The sequence below is a fragment of the Pseudomonas sp. H3_A02 genome (genome assembly GCF_054671965.1).
Genome location: NZ_CP162807.1, coordinates 5,391,926 through 5,412,554 on the forward strand (window position 1 = coordinate 5,391,926; position 20,629 = coordinate 5,412,554).

At 59.7% G+C, this 20,629-nt stretch carries 25 protein-coding genes; 6 read left to right on the plus strand and 19 right to left on the minus strand.

All coding sequences use genetic code 11. From position 1 onward, the window contains the following. Positions 1 to 21: 21 nt before the first annotated feature. The 5 genes from pheS to thrS all read right to left on the minus strand — a co-directional run bounded on the left by pheS (position 22) and on the right by thrS (position 4,263). The gene (gene pheS / locus AB4N80_RS23665; protein WP_003203624.1) at positions 22 to 1,038 is read right to left on the minus strand and encodes a phenylalanine--tRNA ligase subunit alpha; all 1,017 of its coding nucleotides are present in this window, start codon (positions 1,036 to 1,038) and stop codon (positions 22 to 24) included. Between the two features lie 109 nt (positions 1,039 to 1,147). Then, positions 1,148 to 1,504, minus strand: a complete 357-nt coding sequence (gene rplT, locus AB4N80_RS23670; RefSeq protein WP_002553161.1) for a 50S ribosomal protein L20 — start codon at positions 1,502 to 1,504, stop codon at positions 1,148 to 1,150. 30 nt (positions 1,505 to 1,534) lie between these two features. Further along, the gene (rpmI, locus tag AB4N80_RS23675; RefSeq protein ID WP_002553160.1) at positions 1,535 to 1,729 is read right to left on the minus strand and encodes a 50S ribosomal protein L35; all 195 of its coding nucleotides are present in this window, start codon (positions 1,727 to 1,729) and stop codon (positions 1,535 to 1,537) included. A gap of 60 nt (positions 1,730 to 1,789) precedes the next feature. Continuing rightward, on the minus strand, positions 1,790 to 2,341 hold the full coding sequence (infC, locus tag AB4N80_RS23680; protein ID WP_169432615.1) for a translation initiation factor IF-3: 552 nt from the start codon (positions 2,339 to 2,341) through the stop codon (positions 1,790 to 1,792). Then, positions 2,341 to 4,263, minus strand: a complete 1,923-nt coding sequence (thrS, locus tag AB4N80_RS23685; RefSeq protein ID WP_014337550.1) for a threonine--tRNA ligase — start codon at positions 4,261 to 4,263, stop codon at positions 2,341 to 2,343. The genes infC and thrS overlap by 1 nt, the downstream gene beginning before the upstream one ends. Before the next feature lie 371 nt (positions 4,264 to 4,634). Between thrS and AB4N80_RS23690 the strand changes: the two genes are divergently transcribed. Continuing rightward, positions 4,635 to 4,937 carry a hypothetical protein gene (locus AB4N80_RS23690; RefSeq protein WP_122568172.1) on the plus strand — a complete coding sequence of 101 codons (303 nt, stop codon included), beginning with the start codon at positions 4,635 to 4,637 and terminating at the stop codon, positions 4,935 to 4,937. 289 nt (positions 4,938 to 5,226) lie between these two features. Further along, positions 5,227 to 5,439, plus strand: coding sequence for a cold-shock protein (locus tag AB4N80_RS23695; protein WP_007905882.1), 213 nt, complete (start codon positions 5,227 to 5,229; stop codon positions 5,437 to 5,439). A gap of 67 nt (positions 5,440 to 5,506) precedes the next feature. Here AB4N80_RS23695 and AB4N80_RS23700 read toward each other — a convergent pair whose 3' ends face one another. Both AB4N80_RS23700 and AB4N80_RS23705 read right to left on the minus strand, forming a co-directional pair. Beyond that, positions 5,507 to 5,821 carry an I78 family peptidase inhibitor gene (locus AB4N80_RS23700; RefSeq protein WP_122568171.1) on the minus strand — a complete coding sequence of 105 codons (315 nt, stop codon included), beginning with the start codon at positions 5,819 to 5,821 and terminating at the stop codon, positions 5,507 to 5,509. A 156-nt stretch (positions 5,822 to 5,977) separates the two neighbouring features. Then, complete coding sequence (locus tag AB4N80_RS23705; RefSeq protein WP_305492064.1) at positions 5,978 to 6,283, minus strand: hypothetical protein; 306 nt, start codon at positions 6,281 to 6,283, stop codon at positions 5,978 to 5,980. Between the two features lie 130 nt (positions 6,284 to 6,413). Between AB4N80_RS23705 and AB4N80_RS23710 the strand changes: the two genes are divergently transcribed. After that, positions 6,414 to 6,611 (plus strand): hypothetical protein, encoded by a 198-nt coding sequence (locus AB4N80_RS23710; protein WP_122568169.1) that lies wholly within the window; start codon positions 6,414 to 6,416, stop codon positions 6,609 to 6,611. Between the two features lie 45 nt (positions 6,612 to 6,656). Here the strand turns inward: AB4N80_RS23710 and AB4N80_RS23715 are convergent, their stop codons facing one another. From AB4N80_RS23715 to AB4N80_RS23750, 8 genes are all read right to left on the minus strand, one after another. Beyond that, positions 6,657 to 7,685 (minus strand): nucleoside hydrolase, encoded by a 1,029-nt coding sequence (locus AB4N80_RS23715; RefSeq protein WP_072339745.1) that lies wholly within the window; start codon positions 7,683 to 7,685, stop codon positions 6,657 to 6,659. Between the two features lie 30 nt (positions 7,686 to 7,715). After that, the gene (gene rbsD / locus AB4N80_RS23720; protein WP_122568168.1) at positions 7,716 to 8,120 is read right to left on the minus strand and encodes a D-ribose pyranase; all 405 of its coding nucleotides are present in this window, start codon (positions 8,118 to 8,120) and stop codon (positions 7,716 to 7,718) included. Then, entirely contained in the window at positions 8,117 to 9,031 is a 915-nt protein-coding gene (rbsK, locus tag AB4N80_RS23725; RefSeq protein ID WP_305470483.1) for a ribokinase, read from the minus strand. Before rbsK ends, rbsD begins: the two co-directional genes overlap by 4 nt. Positions 9,032 to 9,054: 23 nt before the next feature. Then, entirely contained in the window at positions 9,055 to 10,074 is a 1,020-nt protein-coding gene (locus AB4N80_RS23730; RefSeq protein WP_122568166.1) for a LacI family DNA-binding transcriptional regulator, read from the minus strand. A 3-nt stretch (positions 10,075 to 10,077) separates the two neighbouring features. Then, positions 10,078 to 11,055 carry an ABC transporter permease gene (locus tag AB4N80_RS23735; RefSeq protein WP_018608928.1) on the minus strand — a complete coding sequence of 326 codons (978 nt, stop codon included), beginning with the start codon at positions 11,053 to 11,055 and terminating at the stop codon, positions 10,078 to 10,080. Next, positions 11,052 to 12,605 (minus strand): sugar ABC transporter ATP-binding protein, encoded by a 1,554-nt coding sequence (locus AB4N80_RS23740; RefSeq protein WP_122568165.1) that lies wholly within the window; start codon positions 12,603 to 12,605, stop codon positions 11,052 to 11,054. The genes AB4N80_RS23735 and AB4N80_RS23740 overlap by 4 nt, the downstream gene beginning before the upstream one ends. Positions 12,606 to 12,660: 55 nt before the next feature. Then, entirely contained in the window at positions 12,661 to 13,620 is a 960-nt protein-coding gene (locus tag AB4N80_RS23745) for a sugar ABC transporter substrate-binding protein (protein ID WP_122568164.1), read from the minus strand. Positions 13,621 to 13,753: 133 nt separating this feature from the next. Next, positions 13,754 to 14,206, minus strand: coding sequence for a hypothetical protein (locus AB4N80_RS23750; RefSeq protein WP_354336873.1), 453 nt, complete (start codon positions 14,204 to 14,206; stop codon positions 13,754 to 13,756). A 205-nt stretch (positions 14,207 to 14,411) separates the two neighbouring features. Between AB4N80_RS23750 and AB4N80_RS23755 the strand changes: the two genes are divergently transcribed. Together AB4N80_RS23755 and AB4N80_RS23760 are read left to right on the plus strand one after the other, a co-directional pair. Continuing rightward, positions 14,412 to 14,711 carry a DUF1654 domain-containing protein gene (locus tag AB4N80_RS23755; protein WP_122568162.1) on the plus strand — a complete coding sequence of 100 codons (300 nt, stop codon included), beginning with the start codon at positions 14,412 to 14,414 and terminating at the stop codon, positions 14,709 to 14,711. Positions 14,712 to 14,716: 5 nt separating this feature from the next. Next, positions 14,717 to 15,406 (plus strand): endonuclease, encoded by a 690-nt coding sequence (locus tag AB4N80_RS23760; protein WP_122568161.1) that lies wholly within the window; start codon positions 14,717 to 14,719, stop codon positions 15,404 to 15,406. Between the two features lie 149 nt (positions 15,407 to 15,555). On the opposite strand, the gene AB4N80_RS23765 is transcribed toward AB4N80_RS23760, so the two are convergent. Further along, positions 15,556 to 15,921: an SPOR domain-containing protein gene (locus AB4N80_RS23765; protein WP_305470480.1), complete on the minus strand. Its 366-nt coding sequence runs from the start codon at positions 15,919 to 15,921 to the stop codon at positions 15,556 to 15,558. A 247-nt stretch (positions 15,922 to 16,168) separates the two neighbouring features. On the opposite strand from AB4N80_RS23765, the gene csrA reads away from it, so the two are divergent. After that, positions 16,169 to 16,363, plus strand: a complete 195-nt coding sequence (csrA, locus tag AB4N80_RS23770) for a carbon storage regulator CsrA (protein WP_003179932.1) — start codon at positions 16,169 to 16,171, stop codon at positions 16,361 to 16,363. A gap of 194 nt (positions 16,364 to 16,557) precedes the next feature. Here csrA and AB4N80_RS23775 read toward each other — a convergent pair whose 3' ends face one another. The 3 genes from AB4N80_RS23775 to AB4N80_RS23785 form a co-directional block, all read right to left on the minus strand. Beyond that, positions 16,558 to 17,013, minus strand: a complete 456-nt coding sequence (locus tag AB4N80_RS23775) for a DUF2214 family protein (protein WP_354336869.1) — start codon at positions 17,011 to 17,013, stop codon at positions 16,558 to 16,560. Positions 17,014 to 17,344: 331 nt separating this feature from the next. Further along, complete coding sequence (gene cysS, locus AB4N80_RS23780; protein ID WP_460079103.1) at positions 17,345 to 18,727, minus strand: cysteine--tRNA ligase; 1,383 nt, start codon at positions 18,725 to 18,727, stop codon at positions 17,345 to 17,347. 21 nt (positions 18,728 to 18,748) lie between these two features. Then, on the minus strand, positions 18,749 to 20,446 hold the full coding sequence (locus tag AB4N80_RS23785) for a glutamine--tRNA ligase/YqeY domain fusion protein (protein ID WP_460079106.1): 1,698 nt from the start codon (positions 20,444 to 20,446) through the stop codon (positions 18,749 to 18,751). Between the last annotated feature and the right edge of the window lie 183 nt (positions 20,447 to 20,629).

Sequence of the window (20,629 nt, forward strand, 5' to 3'; positions counted from 1 at the left end):
GATTCGTTACGGACTAGCGACCTAGCGAAATTGCGCAAGGAATCGCAAGTCGTTGTCGAAGAACAGGCGCAAGTCATTCACACCGTAACGCAGCATGGCCAGGCGCTCGACGCCCATGCCGAAAGCAAAGCCCGAGAATTCTTCCGGATCGATCCCGGACATGCGCAGCACGTTCGGGTGAACCATGCCGCAGCCCATGACTTCCAGCCAGCCAGTCTGCTTGCAGACGCGGCAGCCTTTGCCGCTGCACATCACGCATTCCATGTCGACTTCAGCCGACGGCTCGGTGAATGGGAAGTACGAAGGACGGAAACGCACGGCCAGTTCTTTTTCGAAGAACACCCGCAGGAACTCTTCGATAGTGCCTTTCAGGTCGGCGAAATTGATGTCGCGATCAACCAGCAGGCCTTCGACCTGGTGGAACATCGGCGAGTGGGTGATATCGGAGTCGCTGCGGTACACACGGCCTGGGCAGACGATGCGGATCGGCGGCTGCTGCGATTCCATGGTGCGGACCTGTACCGGCGAGGTATGGGTGCGCAACAGCATGTTCGCATTGAAATAGAAGGTGTCGTGCATCGACCGGGCCGGGTGATGGCCTGGGATGTTGAGCGCCTCGAAGTTGTGGTAGTCGTCTTCGACCTCAGGGCCTTCGGCAATGCCGTAGCCGATGTGGGTGAAAAATTGCTCGATGCGTTCCAGGGTCCGGGTTACCGGATGCAGGCCACCGGAAGTCTGGCCACGGCCAGGCAGGGTCACGTCGATGGACTCGGCGGCGAGCTTGGCAGCCAGATCCGCCTCCTCGAACAACGCCTTGCGCGCATTGAGGACTTCTGTGACACGCTCCTTGGCAACGTTGATCAGCGCACCGACCTGCGGACGCTCTTCGGCTGGCAGGTTCCCCAGGGTCTTCATCACCTGAGTCAACTCGCCCTTCTTGCCAAGGTAGTGAACCCGGATTTGCTCCAGGGCATTGATATCTTCAGCGCTTTGCACAGCCTCTAGTGCTTGAGCGACCAGCGCGTCCAGGTTTTCCATGTACAGACTCCAGATACAAAATAGGGGAAGAGCTTTAAGGCTCTTCCCCTATTTATGACGTTTGACACCTGGGCCCACAGAGGTGAGCCCTGGTGACTGCCGGGGGTACTTAAGCCAAGGTGGCTTTAGCTTTCTCGACAATCGCAGCAAACGCCGCTTTTTCGTTCACTGCCAGATCAGCCAGAACCTTACGGTCGATCTCGATGGACGCTTTTTTCAGGCCAGCGATGAAACGGCTGTAGGACAGACCGTTAACACGAGCACCAGCGTTGATACGAGCGATCCACAGAGCGCGGAACTGACGTTTTTTCTGACGACGGTCACGGTAGGCGTATTGGCCTGCCTTGATTACCGCTTGCTTGGCAACACGGAATACGCGAGAGCGCGCGCCGTAGTAGCCTTTAGCAAGTTTCAGAATTTTCTTGTGACGCTTACGGGCAATGACGCCACGCTTTACACGAGCCATGAGTTACTTCCTCTATTCTTGATCCAAAAATTAACGAAGGCGCAGCATGCGCTCGACTTTTGCCACGTCAGACGGATGCAGCAAGCTGCTACCGCGCAGTTGACGCTTACGCTTGGTCGACATTTTGGTCAGGATGTGGCTCTTGAAAGCGTGCTTGTGCTTGATACCGTTAGCAGTTTTCAGAAACCGCTTAGCAGCACCACTTTTGGTCTTCATCTTTGGCATGTTCGGATACTCCGCATTCAGTTGATAAACATAATCGCAAGGCCTGCCGTGCCCTGGTGATTACTTCTTCTTTTTCGGGGCGATGACCATGATCAGCTGGCGTCCTTCCATCTTAGGATGCTGTTCGACCGAACCGTACTCGAGCAGGTCTTGTTCAACCCGCTTGAGGAGTTCCATCCCCAGCTCCTGGTGGGCCATCTCACGGCCGCGGAATCGCAAGGATACCTTGGCCCTGTCCCCATCACTCAGGAAACGTACCAGGTTGCGCAGTTTTACCTGGTAATCCCCTTCCTCCGTCCCTGGACGAAACTTGATTTCTTTTACCTGAATCTGCTTCTGGTTTTTCTTCGCCGCGGCAATCTGCTTCTTCTTCTCGAAGATCGACTTGCCGTAGTCCATCACCCGGCAAACCGGTGGGACTGCGTCTGCGGAAATTTCTACCAGATCAAGCTTGGCTTCTTCAGCAATACGAAGCGCTTCATCAATCGAGACGATGCCAATCTGCTCGCCGTCAGCGCCAATTAACCGAACCTCGCGTGCCGAGATATTCTCGTTGATCGGGGCTTTCGGTGCAGCTCGTTTATCTTGTCTCATTTCACGCTTAATAATAATTACTCCAAATCTGGGCGACCACGCCGGGAAACCGCTTGCGCGAGAAACTCAGCGAATTCGGCGACGGGCATCGAGCCCAGGTCAGCACCTTCACGAGTACGCACAGCGACAGTCTGCATCTCGACCTCCCGATCTCCAATAACCAAGAGAAAGGGAACCTTGAGCAAAGTATGCTCGCGGATTTTAAAGCCGATCTTTTCATTTCTCAAGTCGGACTTGGCACGAAATCCGCTTTGGTTGAGAGTTTTTTCGACTTCGGCGGCAAAATCTGCCTGTTTATCAGTGATATTCATGATCACTGCCTGGGTCGGCGCCAGCCACGCGGGGAACGCACCCTCGTAGTGTTCGATCAGAATCCCGACGAAACGCTCGAACGAACCGAGGATCGCGCGGTGAAGCATGACCGGGTGCTTGCGGCTGTTGTCTTCGGACACGTATTCGGCGCCAAGACGGATCGGCAGGTTAAAATCGAGCTGCAGGGTACCACACTGCCACACGCGACCAAGGCAATCTTTCAGCGAGAACTCGATCTTCGGCCCGTAGAAAGCCCCCTCGCCAGGCTGCAGGTCATACGCAAGGCCCGCGCTATCGAGGGCGGCGGCCAGGGCCGCTTCGGCGCGATCCCACAACTCGTCGGAGCCCACGCGTTTTTCCGGACGAGTGGACAGCTTCATCTCGACCTCGGTGAAGCCGAAGTCCCGGTAGACGTCCATGGTCAGCTTGATGAAGGCGGCGGATTCGGCCTGCATCTGCTCCTCGGTGCAGAAGATGTGCGCGTCGTCCTGGGTAAACGCACGCACGCGCATGATGCCGTGCAGCGCACCCGACGGCTCGTTGCGGTGGCAGGCACCGAACTCGGCCAGGCGCATCGGCAGCTCGCGGTAGCTTTTCAGGCCTTGGTTGAACACCTGCACGTGGCACGGGCAGTTCATCGGCTTGATGGCGTAGTCGCGGTTTTCCGACTGGGTGGTGAACATGTTGTCGGCGTAGTTGGCCCAGTGCCCGGATTTCTCCCACAGGCTGCGGTCGACCACTTGCGGCGTCTTGATCTCCAGGTAGCCGTTCTCACGCTGGACCTGGCGCATGTACTGCTCGAGCACCTGGTACAGGGTCCAGCCGTTCGGGTGCCAGAACACCATGCCCGGGGACTCTTCCTGGGTATGGAACAGGCCTAGGCGCTTGCCGATCTTGCGGTGATCGCGCTTCTCAGCTTCTTCGATACGCTGGATATATGCCGCTAGTTGCTTCTTGTCCGCCCAGGCGGTGCCATAGACGCGCTGCAACTGCTCGTTCTTCGCATCGCCACGCCAGTAGGCGCCGGACAGCTTGGTCAGCTTGAAGGACTTCAGGAAACGCGTGTTCGGCACGTGCGGGCCGCGGCACATGTCGACGTATTCTTCGTGGTAGTACAGGCCCATGGCCTGCTCGTCCGGCATGTCTTCCACCAGACGCAGTTTGTAGTCCTCGCCACGGGCCTTGAAGACTTCGATGACTTCGGCGCGCGGGGTGACTTTCTTGATGACGTCGTAATCTTTCTCGATCAACTGCTGCATGCGCTGTTCGATGGCCGCCATGTCGTCCGGCGTGAAAGGACGCTCGAAGGCGATGTCGTAATAGAAGCCTTCGTCGATGACCGGCCCGATGACCATCTTCGCGCTCGGGTACAGCTGCTTGACCGCGTGGCCAACCAAGTGAGCGCAGGAGTGGCGAATGATCTCCAGCCCCTCTTCATCCTTGGGCGTGATGATTTGCAGCGTGGCGTCGCTGTCGATGACGTCACTGGCGTCGACCAGCTTGCCGTTGACCTTGCCGGCCAGGGTGGCCTTGGCCAAGCCCGCGCCGATGGATGCGGCGACCTCGGCTACGGAAACCGGATGATCGAACGAACGTTGACTGCCGTCGGGAAGAGTAATAGTTGGCATGGCGCCTCCTCTCCTAGTGGTGACCCCTACCAAAGGTCACGTGGGTTGGGATGAGCCAGTACAAGATCCAGTCCAGGCCATTCAATGACGAACGCCTGCCTTACAGCGGCAGGAGCCTTGCGGCCAACCGGGGAAACCGAACCAGAGTGACTGGGATTCAAATCAGGGTTATTCGGGGTCTTTGCCACCGGGACGAATGATCATCCACAGCCTGGAAATAGCCGAGCCCGGCATGCTAGCACAGATGAACGGTCATCGCCGCGCGGGAATTGAAGCTGGCGTAAATCCAGGGTTTTTATGCCAGAGTGCTGAACTGAACCGAGCGCAACGCCTCAGATAACAAGACATTGACCCAAAAGGAGCATCTTCGCATGCGTCTGAACACATTGTTTGCAGTAGTCGCCCCCCTCGCCCTGTTGCTGCCACTGACCGCCCATGCCGACTGGCCCAAGGGCGAGCGCGAAAAATACATGGCCCAATGCACGCAAGCCGCAACGCCCCAGATCGGCGCGGCCGCGGCCAAGTCCCATTGCGCCTGTGGCGCCGATGCGATCAAGTCCTACCCTGCCTCGGACATCCAGGCCTTGATGGACAACAAGGCCACCCCGGAGCTGCAGCAAAAGGCACTGGGGCAGATCGCAAAATGCAAAGCCGATAACAAGGCGAAAAAGTAAGAAAACAGGCCTCCTGAACGGGCCCGACAGGGTTGAAAAACCCTGATTTCAGGCTTTTTCGAACGATTTATTCAGGTTTTACAGCTTTTTTTATCGTCTTTACTTTCGGCTCAAAGCCTTTAAAACCGGGCCTTTCAGCGGGTAAAGGCGATAAAGCAAACACGACTGATTGGCAAACAGCGCCTGCGGGGGGCTCCCAAATCGAACATTTCGACTATGATACCCGGGTGTGCCCAGTTGGCCTGAGCAGCACAGTACACTGAAAATATATGTTTCTTGGAGATACACCATGTCTAATCGCCAAACCGGCACCGTTAAATGGTTCAACGATGAAAAAGGCTTCGGCTTCATCACTCCTCAAGGTGGCGGTGACGACCTGTTCGTACACTTCAAAGCTATCGAAAGCGACGGTTTCAAAAGCCTGAAAGAAGGCCAGACCGTTTCCTTCGTGGCTGAGAAAGGCCAAAAGGGTATGCAAGCTGCACAAGTTCGCGCTGAGTAATTTCTCCGCGTACTAAAAAACCCCGTCCATGTGACGGGGTTTTTTATGGGCGATTGAAAATCATCGATCAGCCGCAGTTCACCCGGTCGACCACCATGTTGGCATCGGTATTGAGGTTCAGGCGATCGGAGCGGTATTCAAGCGTCACCATGTCGTTGGGCTTGAGGATCCGGGCATTCTGCGCGCCAGCACGGGTACGGGCCTGCTCCAGCAACTGCGGCGAAGCCTTTTTGCCAATGACAAACTCGGCGGCTTTTGCTTCGCAGCGGCTGTGACCGGTCTCGCCCGCCACAGGTTCGGGGGTCGATTCAGAGGTGCTGCTGCAACCGCTCAAGAGCATGGCGGCCAGCAAAGTACTCAATGACGCGAGCTTCCAAGGCATGAAGCCTCCTTTTTTCGATGAATAAACAGAGAGCGTGCGACAACCCAATCGGCGCTTGGTTTCAACACCGCCGCCATCAGTCTGGGGAAAGCTGGCAGTTTGCCTGAGCCCGTTCCCGCTGTTCAGGCATGAATCGTGACTGAATATGAACGACGCTCAATAAACGTCAATGTAATCAAAAGGTGGATTCGGCCAGTTGTCCTTCAGCGCATTGTAGATCTGCATGACCCAGACCTCGTCGCTGGCAGCGACCCGCCCGACGTAGCCTGAACCCTTCGCCCAGGTCTCGAGCCGAAAGCGCAAACCCTCGATGTCTACGCCACCGACCACACCCGAGGACAAATAGGCGATGCCGCCCTTGGTCACGCGCAGCTGGGTATGCTCGTCGTCACTGGCCGAGGCCAGCAATTGACGAACCGCCTCGAGGGTCAGGCCGCCAGGAGCGTTCAAATCGATCTGCACGGGCGGGGCTCCTTCTGAAAACAAAAAAACAAGTGTCGCACAGCCCTCCCCCAATGCCTAAGTCGCAGTGCCAAATCCCGGGCAAAAATGTTTAACTCAGCCTACAGACCTTCAACTCGCGAGCCCGACCATGAGCACCGTCAGCATCGAAGCCACCATCAATGCCAAATGGTCGGAGGGCCACAGTTCCTATAGCCCGGGCAGCCCGGAGGAACTGGCAATCATCTGCATAGACTTGTTGGTGAAGGAGTTGGGGACGGACGTCGCCCGCAACTTCATCCAGCAGACGTTCGAGCGCTACTCGAGCATCGTCGACGCCGTGGATTGAGGCACGCGCCCGCAGGTCCAGCCTGCGGGTGCATAGCCAGGCGGGTTACTTGAGGCGCGCCAGGCGCTCGGTCAGCAGGTCGAAGAACCCCTGGGCATCACCGTTTTCCACCCAGAACGCGTTCTTCGGCGCCTTCAGGCCGTCATACCAGTCGACGATGGTCTGCCCGAACGTCGGACCCTCGCGACTGTCCACGACGACATTGACCGAACGGCCGGTGAACAGTTGTGGCTTGAGCAGGTAGGCAATCACGGTTGCGTCATGCACCGGCCCGCCCGTCATGCCGTAGTGCTCCATATCGCCCTTGACGTATTCGTTGAGGATATCGCCCACCAACTTGCTGGCGTTGTTGTTCAGCGCCGCGATCTGCTTCAGGCGCGCTTCGCTGGTGAGGATCTTGTGGGTCACGTCCAGCGGCAGGTAGGTCAGCTTCACGCCGCTCTTGGCCACCACCTCGGCCGCCTGCGGGTCGGCGAACAGATTGAACTCAGCCACCGGCGTGATATTGCCGCCGTTGAAGTGCGCACCGCCCATGATCACCACTTCCTTGATGCCTTGGACAATGTCCGGCTCCTGGACCAACGCCAGCGCCAGGTTGGTCTGCGGCCCCAACATGGCAATGGTAATGCTGTGGGGCTTGGCCGCCTTCAGCGTGTCGATCAGGTAGTTGACGGCATTGCCCTCGGCCAGCCCCTTCTTCGGCTCGTGCACCGTGACACCCGACAGGCCTTCCTTGCCATGGATGTTTTCTGCGTAGATGGGCGTGCGCATCAACGGTTTCGGCGCACCGGCGTAGACCGGCACGTCTTCGCGCCCTGCCCACTCACGGGCCAGGCGAGCGTTGCGCGAGGTCTTGTCCAGGCGCACATTGCCGGCGACGGTGGTCAGCGCACGGATATGAAGTTCCTCGGGCGATGCCAGGGCGAACAACAGCGCCACCACGTCGTCGGCGCCTGGATCGGTGTCGATGATCAGGTCGATCTTTTCCGCCGCCTGGGCGCTCGTTGCGGTGATCAATGACAAAAGCAGCAGACTCCGGATCAGTTGGTGCATTTTCTCAGCATAGCGGTGCATGGCGCATTCCTTGTGCAGGGTTGAACAGGGTTAGAACGTCACTCCAGAGACCAGCACGATATTGCAGTACGGCGAGCATTCGCCGGTGCGAATGATCGCCCGTGCCTGTTGGCTGATGACCTTGAATTGTTCATGACTGACCAACGCCCGCTCACCCAGCGCACCCTCGGCATGTAGCGCCTCCAGGGTCGTCAGGGCCGAAGGTTGCTTATCGAGGATTTCCTCGGCCAGGACATGGCTTTCCACCTGCATTTCGCTGAGCACCACCTTCAAGGTGCTGACAAAATCAGGAATGCCATGGGTCAGGGCCAGGTCGATCAATTCGACCTGGGGCGGCACAGGCAGGCCGGCATCACCGATGACCACCTTGTCGCCATGGCCGAGGGAAGCGATCAGTCGCGACAGTGCCACATTCAACAACGGCGTCTTTTTCATGATTTGAAAGCCTGCACTTCCAGCAACGTGGGGATTGAAGGTTGCGCGCCGGATCGGGTGACCGACAGCGCGGCGGCGACCTGACCGAAACGAATCGCATCGACCTCGCTCTTGCCGCTGGCCAAGGCTGCCGCGAAGCCGCCGACAAAGGTGTCTCCGGCCGCCGTGGTGTCCACCGCCTTGACCCGCGGGGCCGGGAAGTGTTCGAAGCTGGCGCCATTGGCGAACATCAGCCCCTGGGCGCCGAGGGTGACGATCACCTTGCCGGCACCGGCGGCGATCAGATGCGCCGCCGCGGCTTCGGCGGTTTCCAGGGAGTCCACCGCCAGCCCGCTCAGCACCGCTGCTTCACTTTCATTGGGAATCAGGTAATCGACGCAGGCATACCAGTCGGCCGGCAACGTATGGGAAGCCGGCGCCGGGTTGAGGATGACGATTTTGCCCAACTCACGGCCGCGCTTCAGGGCATGGCCGACGGTGGCATCCGGCACTTCGAGCTGGCAGATAATGACATCGGCGCTTTGCAGCACTGCATCGACACCGTCCAAGACCTCGGCAGTGAGCGCTCCGTTGGCACCGGCGACGATAACGATGGCATTCTGGCTGTTGTCATCGACAACAATCAGCGCCACGCCGCTGGAATCCTCCACCACACGCACCGCCTGGCAGTCGATGCCCTCGGCCAGCAGTGCGCCGCGCAATTGCTCGCCGTAGGCATCGTTGCCCACGCAACCGACCATCGACACCTGCGCTCCCAGGCGCGCGGCGGCCACCGCCTGGTTGGCGCCCTTGCCGCCCGGGATGGTGGCGAACGACTCGCCGATCAGTGTTTCACCGCCACGGGGCAAGCGCGGCGCCCGGGTCACCAGGTCCATGTTCAGGCTGCCTATTACCACTACTTTTGCTGGCATACATCACTACTCATCAATTCGGTTCAGCGGTATTGGGCGAATGTACCGGACAGCGGTGCAGTCGACTCACGCAAGACAATACTTGGCGTCACGATCCGCTGGTCGGTGGCAAGGCTCGGTGTCGCGATACGCAGCAGCAGCACTTCGGCCGCCATCTCGCCGAGCTGCAGGATCGACTGCCCCACCGTGGTCAACGCCGGGTAGACATAACGGCTCATCTGGATGTCGTCGAAACCAATGACCGACAGCTCGCTGGGTACGCGTATGTTGCGTTCAGCGGCGGCGCGCAGCACACCGATGCCGATCATGTCGTTGGCCGCAAAGATCGCACTCGGCGGCTGCAGTTCAAGCAATTGCGCGGCGGCGCGGTAACCGCCGGTACTGGTGAAATCGCTCTCGAGCATGCGCTCGACGGGCAACTCGATCCCGGCCTCTTTCAGTGCTCGGCAGTAACCGGCCAAACGCATCTGCGCCACGCTGGTGTTGGCCGGGCCGCCGATGAAGGCAATATCGCGGTGCCCCAGCTCCAGCAGGTGCCGGGTCGCCAGGTAGGCGCCGTATTCATGATCGATGCGCACCAGGTCTGCGTCGACGCCATCGAGCCCGCGGTCGACGATCACCATGGGCGTGCGCACGTTGGCCAGCCCCTCGGCCAGGCCGACATCACCGCCAGCGGACGCGAAGATCAGGCCATCGATGCGTTTTTCCAGCAGCACACGCAGGTAGCTGCGTTGCTTGTCCGGGTTGTCGTCAGAGTTGCACAGGATCACGCAATAGCCGTTGCGCTCACAGTAATCCTCGATGCCCCGGGCCAACTCGGCAAAGTAAGGGTTGAGGCTGTTGGGCACCAGCAGGCCGATGGTCGCCGTGGTCTTGGCCTTGAGCGACCGGGCCACGGCGCTGGGCACGTAGTCCAGGCGCTCGATGGCCGCCTCGACCTTGAGCCGCACTTCTTCGCTGACCGGCCGCGTCTTGTTCACCACGTGGGACACGGTGGTGTAGGAAATCCCCGCGAGCGCTGCTACATCCTTGATCGTCGCCATGGTTCAGCCCCGCCGACTGGCGCGCTGGCTGCGATAGGTATCGAGCACGACCGCCACCACGATCACCGCGCCGGTAATGATGCGTTTGGTCGGTTCGGTAGCGCCGATCTGCGCCAGGCCCGCCGCCAGCACGGAGATGATCAGCACGCCAAAGAAGGTGCTGATGACCGAACCGCGCCCACCCATCAGGCTGGTGCCACCGATGACCACCGCAGCGATCACCTGCAGCTCCAGCCCTGAGCCGGCGTTCGGGTCCGCGGCCTCCAGGCGAGAAATCTGGAACAATGCCGCCACACCGGCCAGCAAACCCATCAGGCTGAACACCAGGATCTTGTAGGGCTTTGGGTTGATGCCGGCCAGGCGCACGGCTTCTTCATTGGTGCCGATGCCGATCAGGTAGCGACCGAACACCGTACGAGTCAGCACCGCCTGGGCAATGAAGATCACCAGCAAAGCGATGATGAACGAAGGCGAGATACCAAAGGCGATGGGGTTGGAGAGCCAGGCGAACGAGTCGCCGATGTAGGCGGTCCGCGAACCAGTCATCTGGTACGCCAGGCCCCGGGCCATTTCCAGCACGCCGAGGGAGACGATGAACGATGGAATCCGCCACGCCACGGTGATCGAACCGGTGACCGTACCCGCCAACGCCGCCACGGCCATGCCGAGCAAGGCCGATGGCCAGACACTCCAGCCCCAGCCGAGCACGGCCACGCTGACCGTCGAGGCCGCCAGTGCCAGCACCGAGCCCACCGACAGGTCGATGCCGCCGATGATCAGAATGAACGTCATACCGACCGCCAGCACCATGAGGTCGGGAATCTGGTTGGCCAAGGTACTGAAGGTGTCATAGGACAGGAAATGGCTGCTCAAGGCCGAGAACAGCGCGATCATGGCCAGCAGCGCGCCGGCCAGGCCCAGGTAGGTCCCGAGGCCGTAGAAGTTGCCACTCGATTTGCCGACGGCAGATGCGGTTTTCATGAAAGATCCCTAGGCGCTGCTTCGTTGAGCAACGCATCACGTTTCTGGTAGCCGGCGAATGCGGCGGCAAGCAAGTCATCCTGGGTCCAGCTGTCGCGCTCGAAGGTGTCGATCAGGCGCCCGGCGGACAGCACGCCGATCCGGTCGCAGATCAACATCAGTTCCCGCAGGTCACTGGACACCACGACCAGCGCCTTGCCCTGGCGAGTCAACTCGCCGAGCAGCGCATAAATGTCGAATTTGGCGCCGACATCGATGCCACGGGTCGGCTCATCGAACAGCATGACTGCGCAATCGCGTTCGAGCCAACGACCGATCACGACTTTCTGCTGGTTGCCGCCCGACAGCTCGGACACCAACTGGGTCGGGCTGGAACTGCGGATGCGCATGGCATCGACCTGCCGCTGCGCCAAGGCCAGTTCGGCGCTGCCATTGACCAGGCCGGCGCTGGAAATCTCCGGCATGTTACCCAGGGCAATGTTGGCGGCGATGGATTGAGTCAGCAGCAGGCCTTCGCCCTTGCGGTCTTCGGTGATCAAGGCGATGCCATGGGCCACCGCATCGGACGGGGAGCGAATGCTAACGACCTGGGCCGGCGAACCCAGCGCCACCGTGCCGCTGTCGGCCGGATCGGCACCGAAGATCAGCCGCAACAATTCGGTACGCCCTGCCCCGATCAGGCCGGAGATGCCGAAGATCTCGCCACTGCGGACTTCGAAGGACACGTCGCGGACCTTGTCGGAACGGGTCAGGCCTTTAACGGTCAACGCCGGCGCGCCGATCTGGCGTGGACCGAGATCAATGTGCTCGCCCAACTCCCGACCAACCATCAGGGTCACCAGTTGCTCGCTGTCGTAGTTGGCCATCGGCTCGACGCAGACCAGGTTGCCGTCACGCAGTACCGCAATGCGTTGGGCGACCCGCGCCAGCTCTTCGAGACGATGGGAAATGTAGATGATCGATACGCCACGCGCCTGCAGACGAGTGATCTGCTCAAAGAGCATTTCAACTTCGCGGGCCGTCAGCATGGCGGTCGGCTCATCGAGAATCAGCACATGGCAATCGCCGATCAGGTTGCGCGCGATCTCGACCATCTGCTGGTGACCGATCCCCAGCTCGCCGACCAGCGTGTCAGGATCGATTGCATCGAGCCCCACCTGAGCCATGGCTTCGATGGCCGACTTGCGCAATTGCTTGCGGCTGATCCAGCCGCCATGGCTGGGCAGGTTGTCGAGGAACAGGTTCTCAGCCACGGACAGGGTCGGCAGCAGGTTGAGTTCCTGCATCACCATGCGCACGCCCAGCTCTTCTGCCTGGGTCCGGCTGCCAGGGCGATAATCCTGCCCTTGGAATTGCATCTGCCCGGTCGTCGGCGTCACCAGCCCGCCGATGATCTTGGACAGGGTGCTTTTGCCGGCGCCATTTTCACCGGTCAGCGCCAACACCTCACCGCGCATCAACGTCAGGCTGATGTCGGTCAGTACCGGCTGGGCATAGGTCTTGCCGATACCGCTGACGCACAGGACAGCGTTCGGGTCGCGAACGGACATAACAAACTCTCCAATGCGCTCGCCCGGATGAGCGAGCACCGTTGTGTCGCCAGGGTTACGGCTTGGTCACCAGCTCGACCGGAGTTTCGATAACGCCGTTGGTGCCGCTGTCGACTTTTTCGCCCTTGAGGATCTTCAGCGCCGTCTCGATCCCGAAGACAGCCTGCTTGGCGGCGAACTGGTCGGCCGTCGCCAGGACACGACCGTCCTTGAGCATCGGCTTGATGGCATTGATGTTGTCGTAGCCGACCACCTGCACCTTGCCCGCCTTGCCCGCCGCGCGCACGGCCGAGACCGCGCCGACCGCCATGCTGTCGTTACCAGCCAGCAGAGCCTTGATGTTCGGGTATTCGCTGAGCATCGACGCGGCAACCTGGTTGCCCTTGTTGATTTCCCAGTCGCCGGATTGCAGGGAGACGACCTTGACCTGCGCCGCCTCCATCGCATCCTTGAAGCCCGCGGTGCGTGCCTGGGCGTTGGTGGTGGTGGACACGCCTTCGATGATGCCGACTTCGTCACCGGCCTTGAGCTGCTTGGCCAGGTACTCACCGACCAAACGTGCACCCTTGCGGTTGTCAGGGCCTACGAACGGCACCTTGATGTTCTTGCTCTTGACCACGTCCGGATCGAGCTGGTTATCGATGTTGATCACGGTGATGCCGGCGTCGACGGCTTTCTTGATCACCGGCACCATGGCCTTGGAATCCGCTGGCGCGATGATGAGGGCATTGACCTTGGCCACGATCATCTGCTCGACAATGCGGATCTGGTTGGCGGTGTCGGTTTCATCCTTGATCCCGTTGGAGATCAGCTCGAAATCGGCGGAGTGTTCCTTCTGATAAGCCTTGGCACCGTCTTCCATGGTCAGGAAGAATTCGTTAGCCAGGGATTTCATGACCAGGGCGACCTTGGGTTTTTCTGCGGTCTGGGCAAATGCCGAGGAGATAGGCAGCGCAGCGGATGCGGCCGCGAGCATGGCAACAGCGAGAAGGCGTCCAGCGAATGGCAACTTCATGGGTTCACTCCGATCTTATGATTATTGTGAGCAAATCAATGCACGGAACGCCGCGCAAACGTTTGCGTGAAGTGAACTATGGTAAGGCTTCAAAGATTTGTCAACGTTGCGGTTTGATCCGCAACGTCGAGGCTCAAGCCGTCGTGTTGACCACCGAACCCGAACTGGCGCCCTTGGCCAGCTCCGTGACCAGGTGGCCGGTGACTTCCAGCAAGGCGCCACTGGTGTCGGCGATCTGCCCTTGGACCGCCATCACCGCCGAGGCCTTGGCCTCCTCCGTTGGATAGTTGCGCGCCTCGGCGGCAGCCAGTTGTTGTTGCTGCTCCCTGAGCTGCTGCTGAAGCTCTTGCATCCGTTTGAGCAGCACCTGGACCGCCACGCTCTGGGTGCTACCGCCCTCCTGCGCCTGGCCGGTCGCTTCAGCGCCTGCGCCCACGACTGCGCGGACCTTGCCCGAGGTTTGCGCTGTACCCAGGGCCTCATCGGCGGCCTGGGCTTCTGATTCGCTCAGGGCCTTCAGAGTGGCTGCGGATTTGCCACCGATGGTCACGGCTGCCGAATTGGGAAAGCCGATGGAAAACGACATGTCAAAACTCCATAGAGAGGGATTCCTACGAAGGACATCGCCCGCCGAAGCCGTTTCTTTAGCGCCCACTGAAATCAGTCTATAGCTTCGCCATCCTGAGCGGATGACGCCTGTTTACGCCAGCCGATAAAAAACTCCTTTTTCCCACACCAAAACGAAAAAAGCGCTGTCAGACGGTTTTCTTGAATTTTAAGCAGTTGCGTAAATGCCTACAGTTAAATACTGTATGCCCGTACAGCTTAATAAGGATAATCCTTTGGCCACCCCCTCCGCTGCAACTGCCCCCCTAGATTCCTATACGCGACTCGGTCTTCGGGTCTCGAAAATCATCAACGCCCCCACCGCGCAAAAAGCCAAGGCCGCGCTGATCTTCCGTCTGCCCGACGAGCCGGTGGATGAGTGGGAGCGCCTCCTGGAAGAAATCGACGAGAACGACAACGTAACCCTCGCCTATCGCGACGATGGTGGTGTGCAGGTTTTCTGGGTAGTGCCGAAGGAAGATTGAGCCTGATGAGTGTTCGCTGTTTAGCTTTTTTGCTTGTGTTCATCGCCTTGGGCGCACAGGCCGGTGCCCCGCGCACCTTCAACGAAGCCAAGAAAATCGCCTGGAAACTCTACGCCCCGCAATCCACCGAGTTCTACTGTGGCTGCAAATACACCGGCAACCGCGTGAACCTGGCCGCCTGCGGTTATGTACCGCGCAAGAACGCCAGCCGTGCCGCTCGCATTGAGTGGGAGCATATCGTTCCGGCGTGGCAGATCGGCCATCAGCGCCAATGCTGGCAACAAGGCGGTCGCAAGAACTGCACCCGCTATGATCCAGTCTATCAACGGGCCGAGGCCGACCTGCACAACCTGGTGCCGAGCATCGGGGAAGTGAATGGCGATCGCAGCAATTTCAGTTTCGGCTGGCTGCCAGAGCAAAAGGGCCAATACGGCTCATGCCTGACCCAAGTGGATTTCAAGGCCAAGAAGGTCATGCCCCGCCCTTCCATCCGAGGGATGATCGCCCGGACCTATTTCTACATGAGCAAGCAATATGGCCTGCGCCTCTCGAAGCAGGACCGGCGCCTGTATGAAGCCTGGGACAAGACCTACCCGGTCGAAAGCTGGGAACGCCAGCGCAACCAGAGCGTGGCGTGCGTCATGGGACGCGGGAACGAGTTCGTGGGGCCGGTGGACATGAAGGCCTGCGGTTGACCTCGCATTCGTGACCAGCACAAACCCACTGTGGGAGCGAGCTTGCTCGCGATAGGGACATGTCAGTCAACATAGATGTTGGCTGATCCACCGCTATCGCGAGCAAGCTCGCTCCCACAGATTTTACTGGCTTTTTTGCTCTACCCCGATCATTGGGCCGTCGGGTAGTCCACCACCAACGTCTCGATGTTGCGTTTCTTCGCCCGGACCAGTGCGGCCGTGACCTGTTCCTGCTTGGCTTGGGCTTCGGCCTCGGAGCTGAAAGGGCCGACCAGGACGCGCTCCTTGCCGTTTTCCCGCACCACGTTCGACATGAAACTATGCTCGATGAGCCAACCGGTCAGGTCGCTGACAGCCTGCGGTGTCTGGCCGCGAACCTCGACGGCCCACTGCGGCGCGGCAGCGACGGCCGGTGCGGAGGTCGCGGCGGGTTTGGGCTTCGGTGCTTCGACGTCACGCCCTTCACCGCATCCTGCCAACGCCAATACCGCGATAACCCAAGCCAATTTGCGCACAACGTTTCCCCTGGAAGACATGAGGTATGGATTTTAGCACCCGTGCCCGTCAAGATCGCCGCCAACAATGCTCAAAACACGAGAATCCTGCTCGGCGTCTCTGTATAGTCGCACCCTGGGAATTAATGCTGCATCTGCACGTCAGAAAGAGGCACCCACATTGTGACACTTAGCACTAATCTATAAGCAGTACCGACATCTGCACTGTCTGAATCAGGTGCCCTATAAAGCAATCAAGGAGAACACCATGCTGATACTCACCCGCAAAGTCGGTGAAAGCATAAACATTGGTGACGACATCACGATCACCATTCTGGGCGTTAGCGGCCAACAAGTACGGATCGGCATCAACGCCCCGAAAAACGTTGCGGTGCATCGTGAAGAGATCTATCAGCGTATTCAGGCCGGCCTTACCGCCCCCGACAAGCCGCAAACTCCCTGAACATTGCAGCAGTCCGCAGCCAGCCCGTTTGCATCGTCGCAATGGCTGGCTAAAGATTCTGGCCGACCGCGCCATACTTCGCCCCACCCTCGCCTTCGTTCGTCCCACCCGTGAACCGATACTAATGGCATGGCGCTGAGCATGGCTGTCAGACGTTTCGTTTTAATGATGACGAAGCAGGCGTTCGCGGCCGGTCAGCCCAGACCCACGCCGCGCGCCATGCCTGTGGCGGCGACGACCATCAAGATCAGCAATAAGGCTTCGATATGGCTGATCCGCGCAAGTCGGCCGGCTTTCGAAGGATCGATCGCCGCCCCTTTGCCCAGCGCCATCCGCCATTTGATCAGGGCGATCATCGGTACGATTTCAAGCAACAGGATCAACAGCAGCAACGTCATCTTCAGATGAAACAGCGGTTGATGCAGGTAATAGTCCGTGCCTTTTTCGTACCCGCCGAACGCTCGCATCCCACCGGTCACCAACAGCACCAGCGCCGACAGACCCCACAGATTGTCAGCCACCAAGACACTCCGCACCGCGTCCACACCGCCCGCCAGGCGTCGTAGTGCCGTGCCGCGCGTCAGCACCGCCCAGAACCCGAGGGCGAACGCCAGCAGATGAATTGCCGCAAGCGACCAATGAGCCAACATGGAAGAGCCCTGTCATAGAACGTCGAATCGACCTGACAGTACTAGCTCATAAAGGGATGATTGCCAGGCTGAGCACAAAAAATTGTGGGAGCGAGCTTGCTCGCGATGGCGGTGTATCAGTCGACAAACATGTTGTCTGACACTCCGCTATCGCGAGCAAGCTCGCTCCCACAGGAATTGGAGGCGGGCAAAAATTGGGGACCACAGCAGATCCAATGTGGGAGCGGGCTTGCTCGCGAATGCAGTGTGTCAGTCAACAAATCACTAACTGATGCACCGCCATCGCGAGCAAGCCCGCTCCCACAAGGGGAATTGTGCGCGCTAAGAAATCTTAGTCCGCCAACCGCCAGGTCGTCCCACCCTTCCCGTCTTCCAGCACCACGCCCATGGCGGTGAGCTGGTCGCGGATGCGGTCGGATTCGGCCCAGTCCTTGTTCGCCCGCGCAGTCAGGCGCGCCTGGATCAAGGCCTCGACCTGCGCGGCGTCCACGCGACCTTCGGCGCCGGCCTGCAGGAAATCATCGGCTTCGAGCTGCAACACACCCAGCACGCTGGCCAGTTCTTTCAGGCGGGCCGCCAGGCCAGCCGCGGCATTGAGATCGCTCTCGCGCAGGCGGTTGATCTCGCGCACCATCTCGAACAGCACCGCGCAGGCTTCCGGCGTGCCGAAGTCGTCGTTCATCACTTCGGTGAAACGCGCCACGAACGCTTCGCCACCGGCGGCTGGCACATTCGGCAGGCCTTTCAATGCGTGGTAGAAACGCTCCAGGGCACCCTTGGCGTCCTTGAGGTTATCTTCCGAGTAGTTGATAGCGCTGCGGTAGTGACTCGACACCAACAGGTAACGCACGACTTCCGGGTGGTACTTGTCGAGCACGTCGCGGATGGTGAAGAAGTTGTTCAAGGACTTGGACATCTTCTCGCCGTTGATCCGGATCATGCCGCAATGCATCCACGCGTTGGCGTAGGTCTTGCCGGTGGCGGCTTCGCTCTGGGCGATTTCGTTTTCGTGGTGCGGGAATTCCAGGTCGCTGCCGCCCCCATGAATGTCGAACGTCTCGCCCAGGCAGCAGGTGGACATCACCGAGCATTCGATGTGCCAGCCCGGACGCCCGGCGCCCCATGGGGATTCCCAGCTCGGCTCACCCGGCTTGGCCGCCTTCCACAGGACGAAGTCCAGCGGGTCCTGCTTCGACTCGTCGACTTCGATGCGCGCGCCGATGCGCAGGTCTTCGATCTTCTTGCGCGACAGCTTGCCGTAGCCCATGAACTTGGCGACGCGGTAGTACACGTCGCCATTGCCCGGCGCGTAGGCATAGCCCTTGTCGATCAAGGTCTGGATCATCGCCAGCATGCCCGGGATGTGGTCCGTGGCACGAGGCTCCAAGTCCGGCTTGAGGATATTGAGGCGCGCCTCGTCCTCGTGCATGGCCTTGATCATGCGCTCGGTCAGCGCATCGTAAGGCTCGCCGTTTTCACGGGCACGGTTGATGATCTTGTCTTCGATGTCAGTGATGTTGCGCACGTAGGTCAGGTCATAACCGCTGAACCGCAGCCAGCGGGTCACCAGGTCGAAGGCGACCATGCTGCGACCATGACCGATGTGGCAGTAGTCGTACACGGTCATGCCGCAGACGTACATGCGGACCTTGTTGCCATCCAGCGGCTTGAAGACTTCTTTGCTCTTGGTGAGCGTGTTGTAGATCGTAAGCACAGGGTTTCCCTTAAGACTTGATCACTGACCCCAGGAATCGCGCAAGGTCACGGTACGGTTGAATACCGGAGCACCGGGTTTCGAGTCCTTGATATCCGCGCAGAAATAACCTTCGCGCTCGAACTGGAAACGGTCTTCCGGCTGTGCGTTGCCCAACGAAGGCTCGGCACGACAACCCGTGAGTACTTGCAGGGAGTCAGGGTTGATGTTGTCCAGGAAGCTGGCGCTGTCTTCAGCCTTTTCCGGATTCGGCGAACGGAACAGGCGATCGTACAGGCGCACTTCGCACTCGACGCTGGCGGCGGCCGGCACCCAGTGGATCACGCCCTTGACCTTGCGACCTTCCGGGTTCTTGCCCAGGGTGTCGGGGTCATAGGAGCAACGCAGTTCGACGATGTTGCCGTCGGCGTCCTTGATCGCTTCGTCGGCGCGGATCACGTAGCTGCCGCGCAGGCGCACTTCGCCGGCCGGCTCCAGGCGCTTGTAGCCTTTTGGCGGCTCTTCCATGAAGTCATCACGATCGATGTAGATTTCCCGGGCGAACGGCAGGACGCGCACGCCCATGTCTTCTTTCGGGTGACGCGGCAGCTCGAGGTTCTCGACCTGGCCTTCCGGGTAATTGGTGATCACGACTTTCAGCGGACGCAGCACGCACATGGCGCGCGGAGCGCTGTGGTCGAGGTCATCGCGGATGCTGAATTCCAGCATGCCGAAGTCCACCACACCGTCGGAACGGTTGGTGCCGACCATCTCGCAGAAGTTGCGGATCGACTTTGGCGTGTAGCCACGACGACGGAAGCCCGACAGCGTCGACATGCGCGGGTCATCCCAACCGTTGACGTGCTTCTCGTCCACCAGTTGCTTGAGCTTGCGCTTGCTGGTGATGGTGTAGTTCAGGTTCAAGCGGCTGAATTCGTACTGGCGCGGGGTGGCCGGCACGGGCAGGTGCTCGAGGAACCACTCGTACAACGGGCGATGGCTTTCGAACTCCAGGGTGCAGATCGAATGGGTGATGCCTTCGATGGCGTCCGACTGACCATGGGTGAAGTCATAGTTGGGGTAGATGCACCATTTGTCGCCGGTCTGGTGGTGATGGGCGTGACGGATGCGGTACATGATCGGGTCGCGCAGGTTCATGTTCGGCGAGGCCATGTCGATCTTGGCGCGCAGCACCCGTGCACCGTCCGGGAATTCACCGGCGCGCATGCGGGCGAACAGGTCCAGGTTCTCTTCCACGCTGCGTTCACGGAACGGGCTGTTCTTGCCTGGCTCGGTCAGGCTGCCGCGGTATTCCTTGGCCTGCTCGGGGGTCAGGTCACACACGTAGGCGTTGCCGGACTTGATCAGTTCGACCGCCCAGTCGTGCAACTGGTCGAAATATTGCGAGGCGTAGCGCACCTCACCGGACCATTGGAAACCCAGCCACTTGACGTCGCTTTCGATCGCGTCGATGTATTCCTGGTCTTCCTTGGCCGGGTTGGTGTCGTCGAAACGCAGGTGCGTGACGCCGCCGAACTCCTGGGCCAGGCCGAAATTCACGCAGATCGACTTGGCATGGCCGATGTGCAGGTAGCCGTTGGGCTCCGGCGGGAAACGAGTGACGATCTGTGTGTGCTTACCCGAGTCCAGGTCCGCCTGGATGATCGGGCGCAGGAAATTGACCGGCACGGCCGGGCCGGTCTTGGAATTCGAGGTAGGGTCGACAGTGGGCTTGCTCATAGGATCCTTGAACGTACAAGTGCGCGGCCGGGTGCGGCCTGATAAATCAAAGCCCGTATCATAGCCGATGCTGTCAAGTACCTGACAGGCCAGGCCGGCAAACGATTGAATTTAATCGACGGCCAGATGAAAAACAGCCTCGAAATTCGTGCCCGGCGCGCTAAACTGCCCAGCCTGGCCCAT

Coding starts and splice junctions, on each gene's coding strand:
- AB4N80_RS23755 (WP_122568162.1), top strand. CDS start 14,412: ATGCCTACAGTTAAATACTGTATGCCCGTACAGCTTAATAAGGATAAT.
- AB4N80_RS23745 (WP_122568164.1), bottom strand. CDS start 13,620: ATGAAGTTGCCATTCGCTGGACGCCTTCTCGCTGTTGCCATGCTCGCG.
- csrA (WP_003179932.1), top strand. CDS start 16,169: ATGCTGATACTCACCCGCAAAGTCGGTGAAAGCATAAACATTGGTGAC.
- AB4N80_RS23760 (WP_122568161.1), top strand. CDS start 14,717: ATGAGTGTTCGCTGTTTAGCTTTTTTGCTTGTGTTCATCGCCTTGGGC.
- AB4N80_RS23785 (WP_460079106.1), bottom strand. CDS start 20,446: ATGAGCAAGCCCACTGTCGACCCTACCTCGAATTCCAAGACCGGCCCG.
- AB4N80_RS23740 (WP_122568165.1), bottom strand. CDS start 12,605: ATGTCCGTTCGCGACCCGAACGCTGTCCTGTGCGTCAGCGGTATCGGC.
- rpmI (WP_002553160.1), bottom strand. CDS start 1,729: ATGCCAAAGATGAAGACCAAAAGTGGTGCTGCTAAGCGGTTTCTGAAA.
- AB4N80_RS23690 (WP_122568172.1), top strand. CDS start 4,635: ATGCGTCTGAACACATTGTTTGCAGTAGTCGCCCCCCTCGCCCTGTTG.
- AB4N80_RS23695 (WP_007905882.1), top strand. CDS start 5,227: ATGTCTAATCGCCAAACCGGCACCGTTAAATGGTTCAACGATGAAAAA.
- AB4N80_RS23750 (WP_354336873.1), bottom strand. CDS start 14,206: ATGTCGTTTTCCATCGGCTTTCCCAATTCGGCAGCCGTGACCATCGGT.
- AB4N80_RS23710 (WP_122568169.1), top strand. CDS start 6,414: ATGAGCACCGTCAGCATCGAAGCCACCATCAATGCCAAATGGTCGGAG.
- AB4N80_RS23775 (WP_354336869.1), bottom strand. CDS start 17,013: ATGTTGGCTCATTGGTCGCTTGCGGCAATTCATCTGCTGGCGTTCGCC.
- thrS (WP_014337550.1), bottom strand. CDS start 4,263: ATGCCAACTATTACTCTTCCCGACGGCAGTCAACGTTCGTTCGATCAT.
- rplT (WP_002553161.1), bottom strand. CDS start 1,504: ATGGCTCGTGTAAAGCGTGGCGTCATTGCCCGTAAGCGTCACAAGAAA.
- AB4N80_RS23735 (WP_018608928.1), bottom strand. CDS start 11,055: ATGAAAACCGCATCTGCCGTCGGCAAATCGAGTGGCAACTTCTACGGC.
- AB4N80_RS23715 (WP_072339745.1), bottom strand. CDS start 7,685: ATGCACCGCTATGCTGAGAAAATGCACCAACTGATCCGGAGTCTGCTG.
- AB4N80_RS23730 (WP_122568166.1), bottom strand. CDS start 10,074: ATGGCGACGATCAAGGATGTAGCAGCGCTCGCGGGGATTTCCTACACC.
- rbsK (WP_305470483.1), bottom strand. CDS start 9,031: ATGCCAGCAAAAGTAGTGGTAATAGGCAGCCTGAACATGGACCTGGTG.
- AB4N80_RS23700 (WP_122568171.1), bottom strand. CDS start 5,821: ATGCCTTGGAAGCTCGCGTCATTGAGTACTTTGCTGGCCGCCATGCTC.
- rbsD (WP_122568168.1), bottom strand. CDS start 8,120: ATGAAAAAGACGCCGTTGTTGAATGTGGCACTGTCGCGACTGATCGCT.
- pheS (WP_003203624.1), bottom strand. CDS start 1,038: ATGGAAAACCTGGACGCGCTGGTCGCTCAAGCACTAGAGGCTGTGCAA.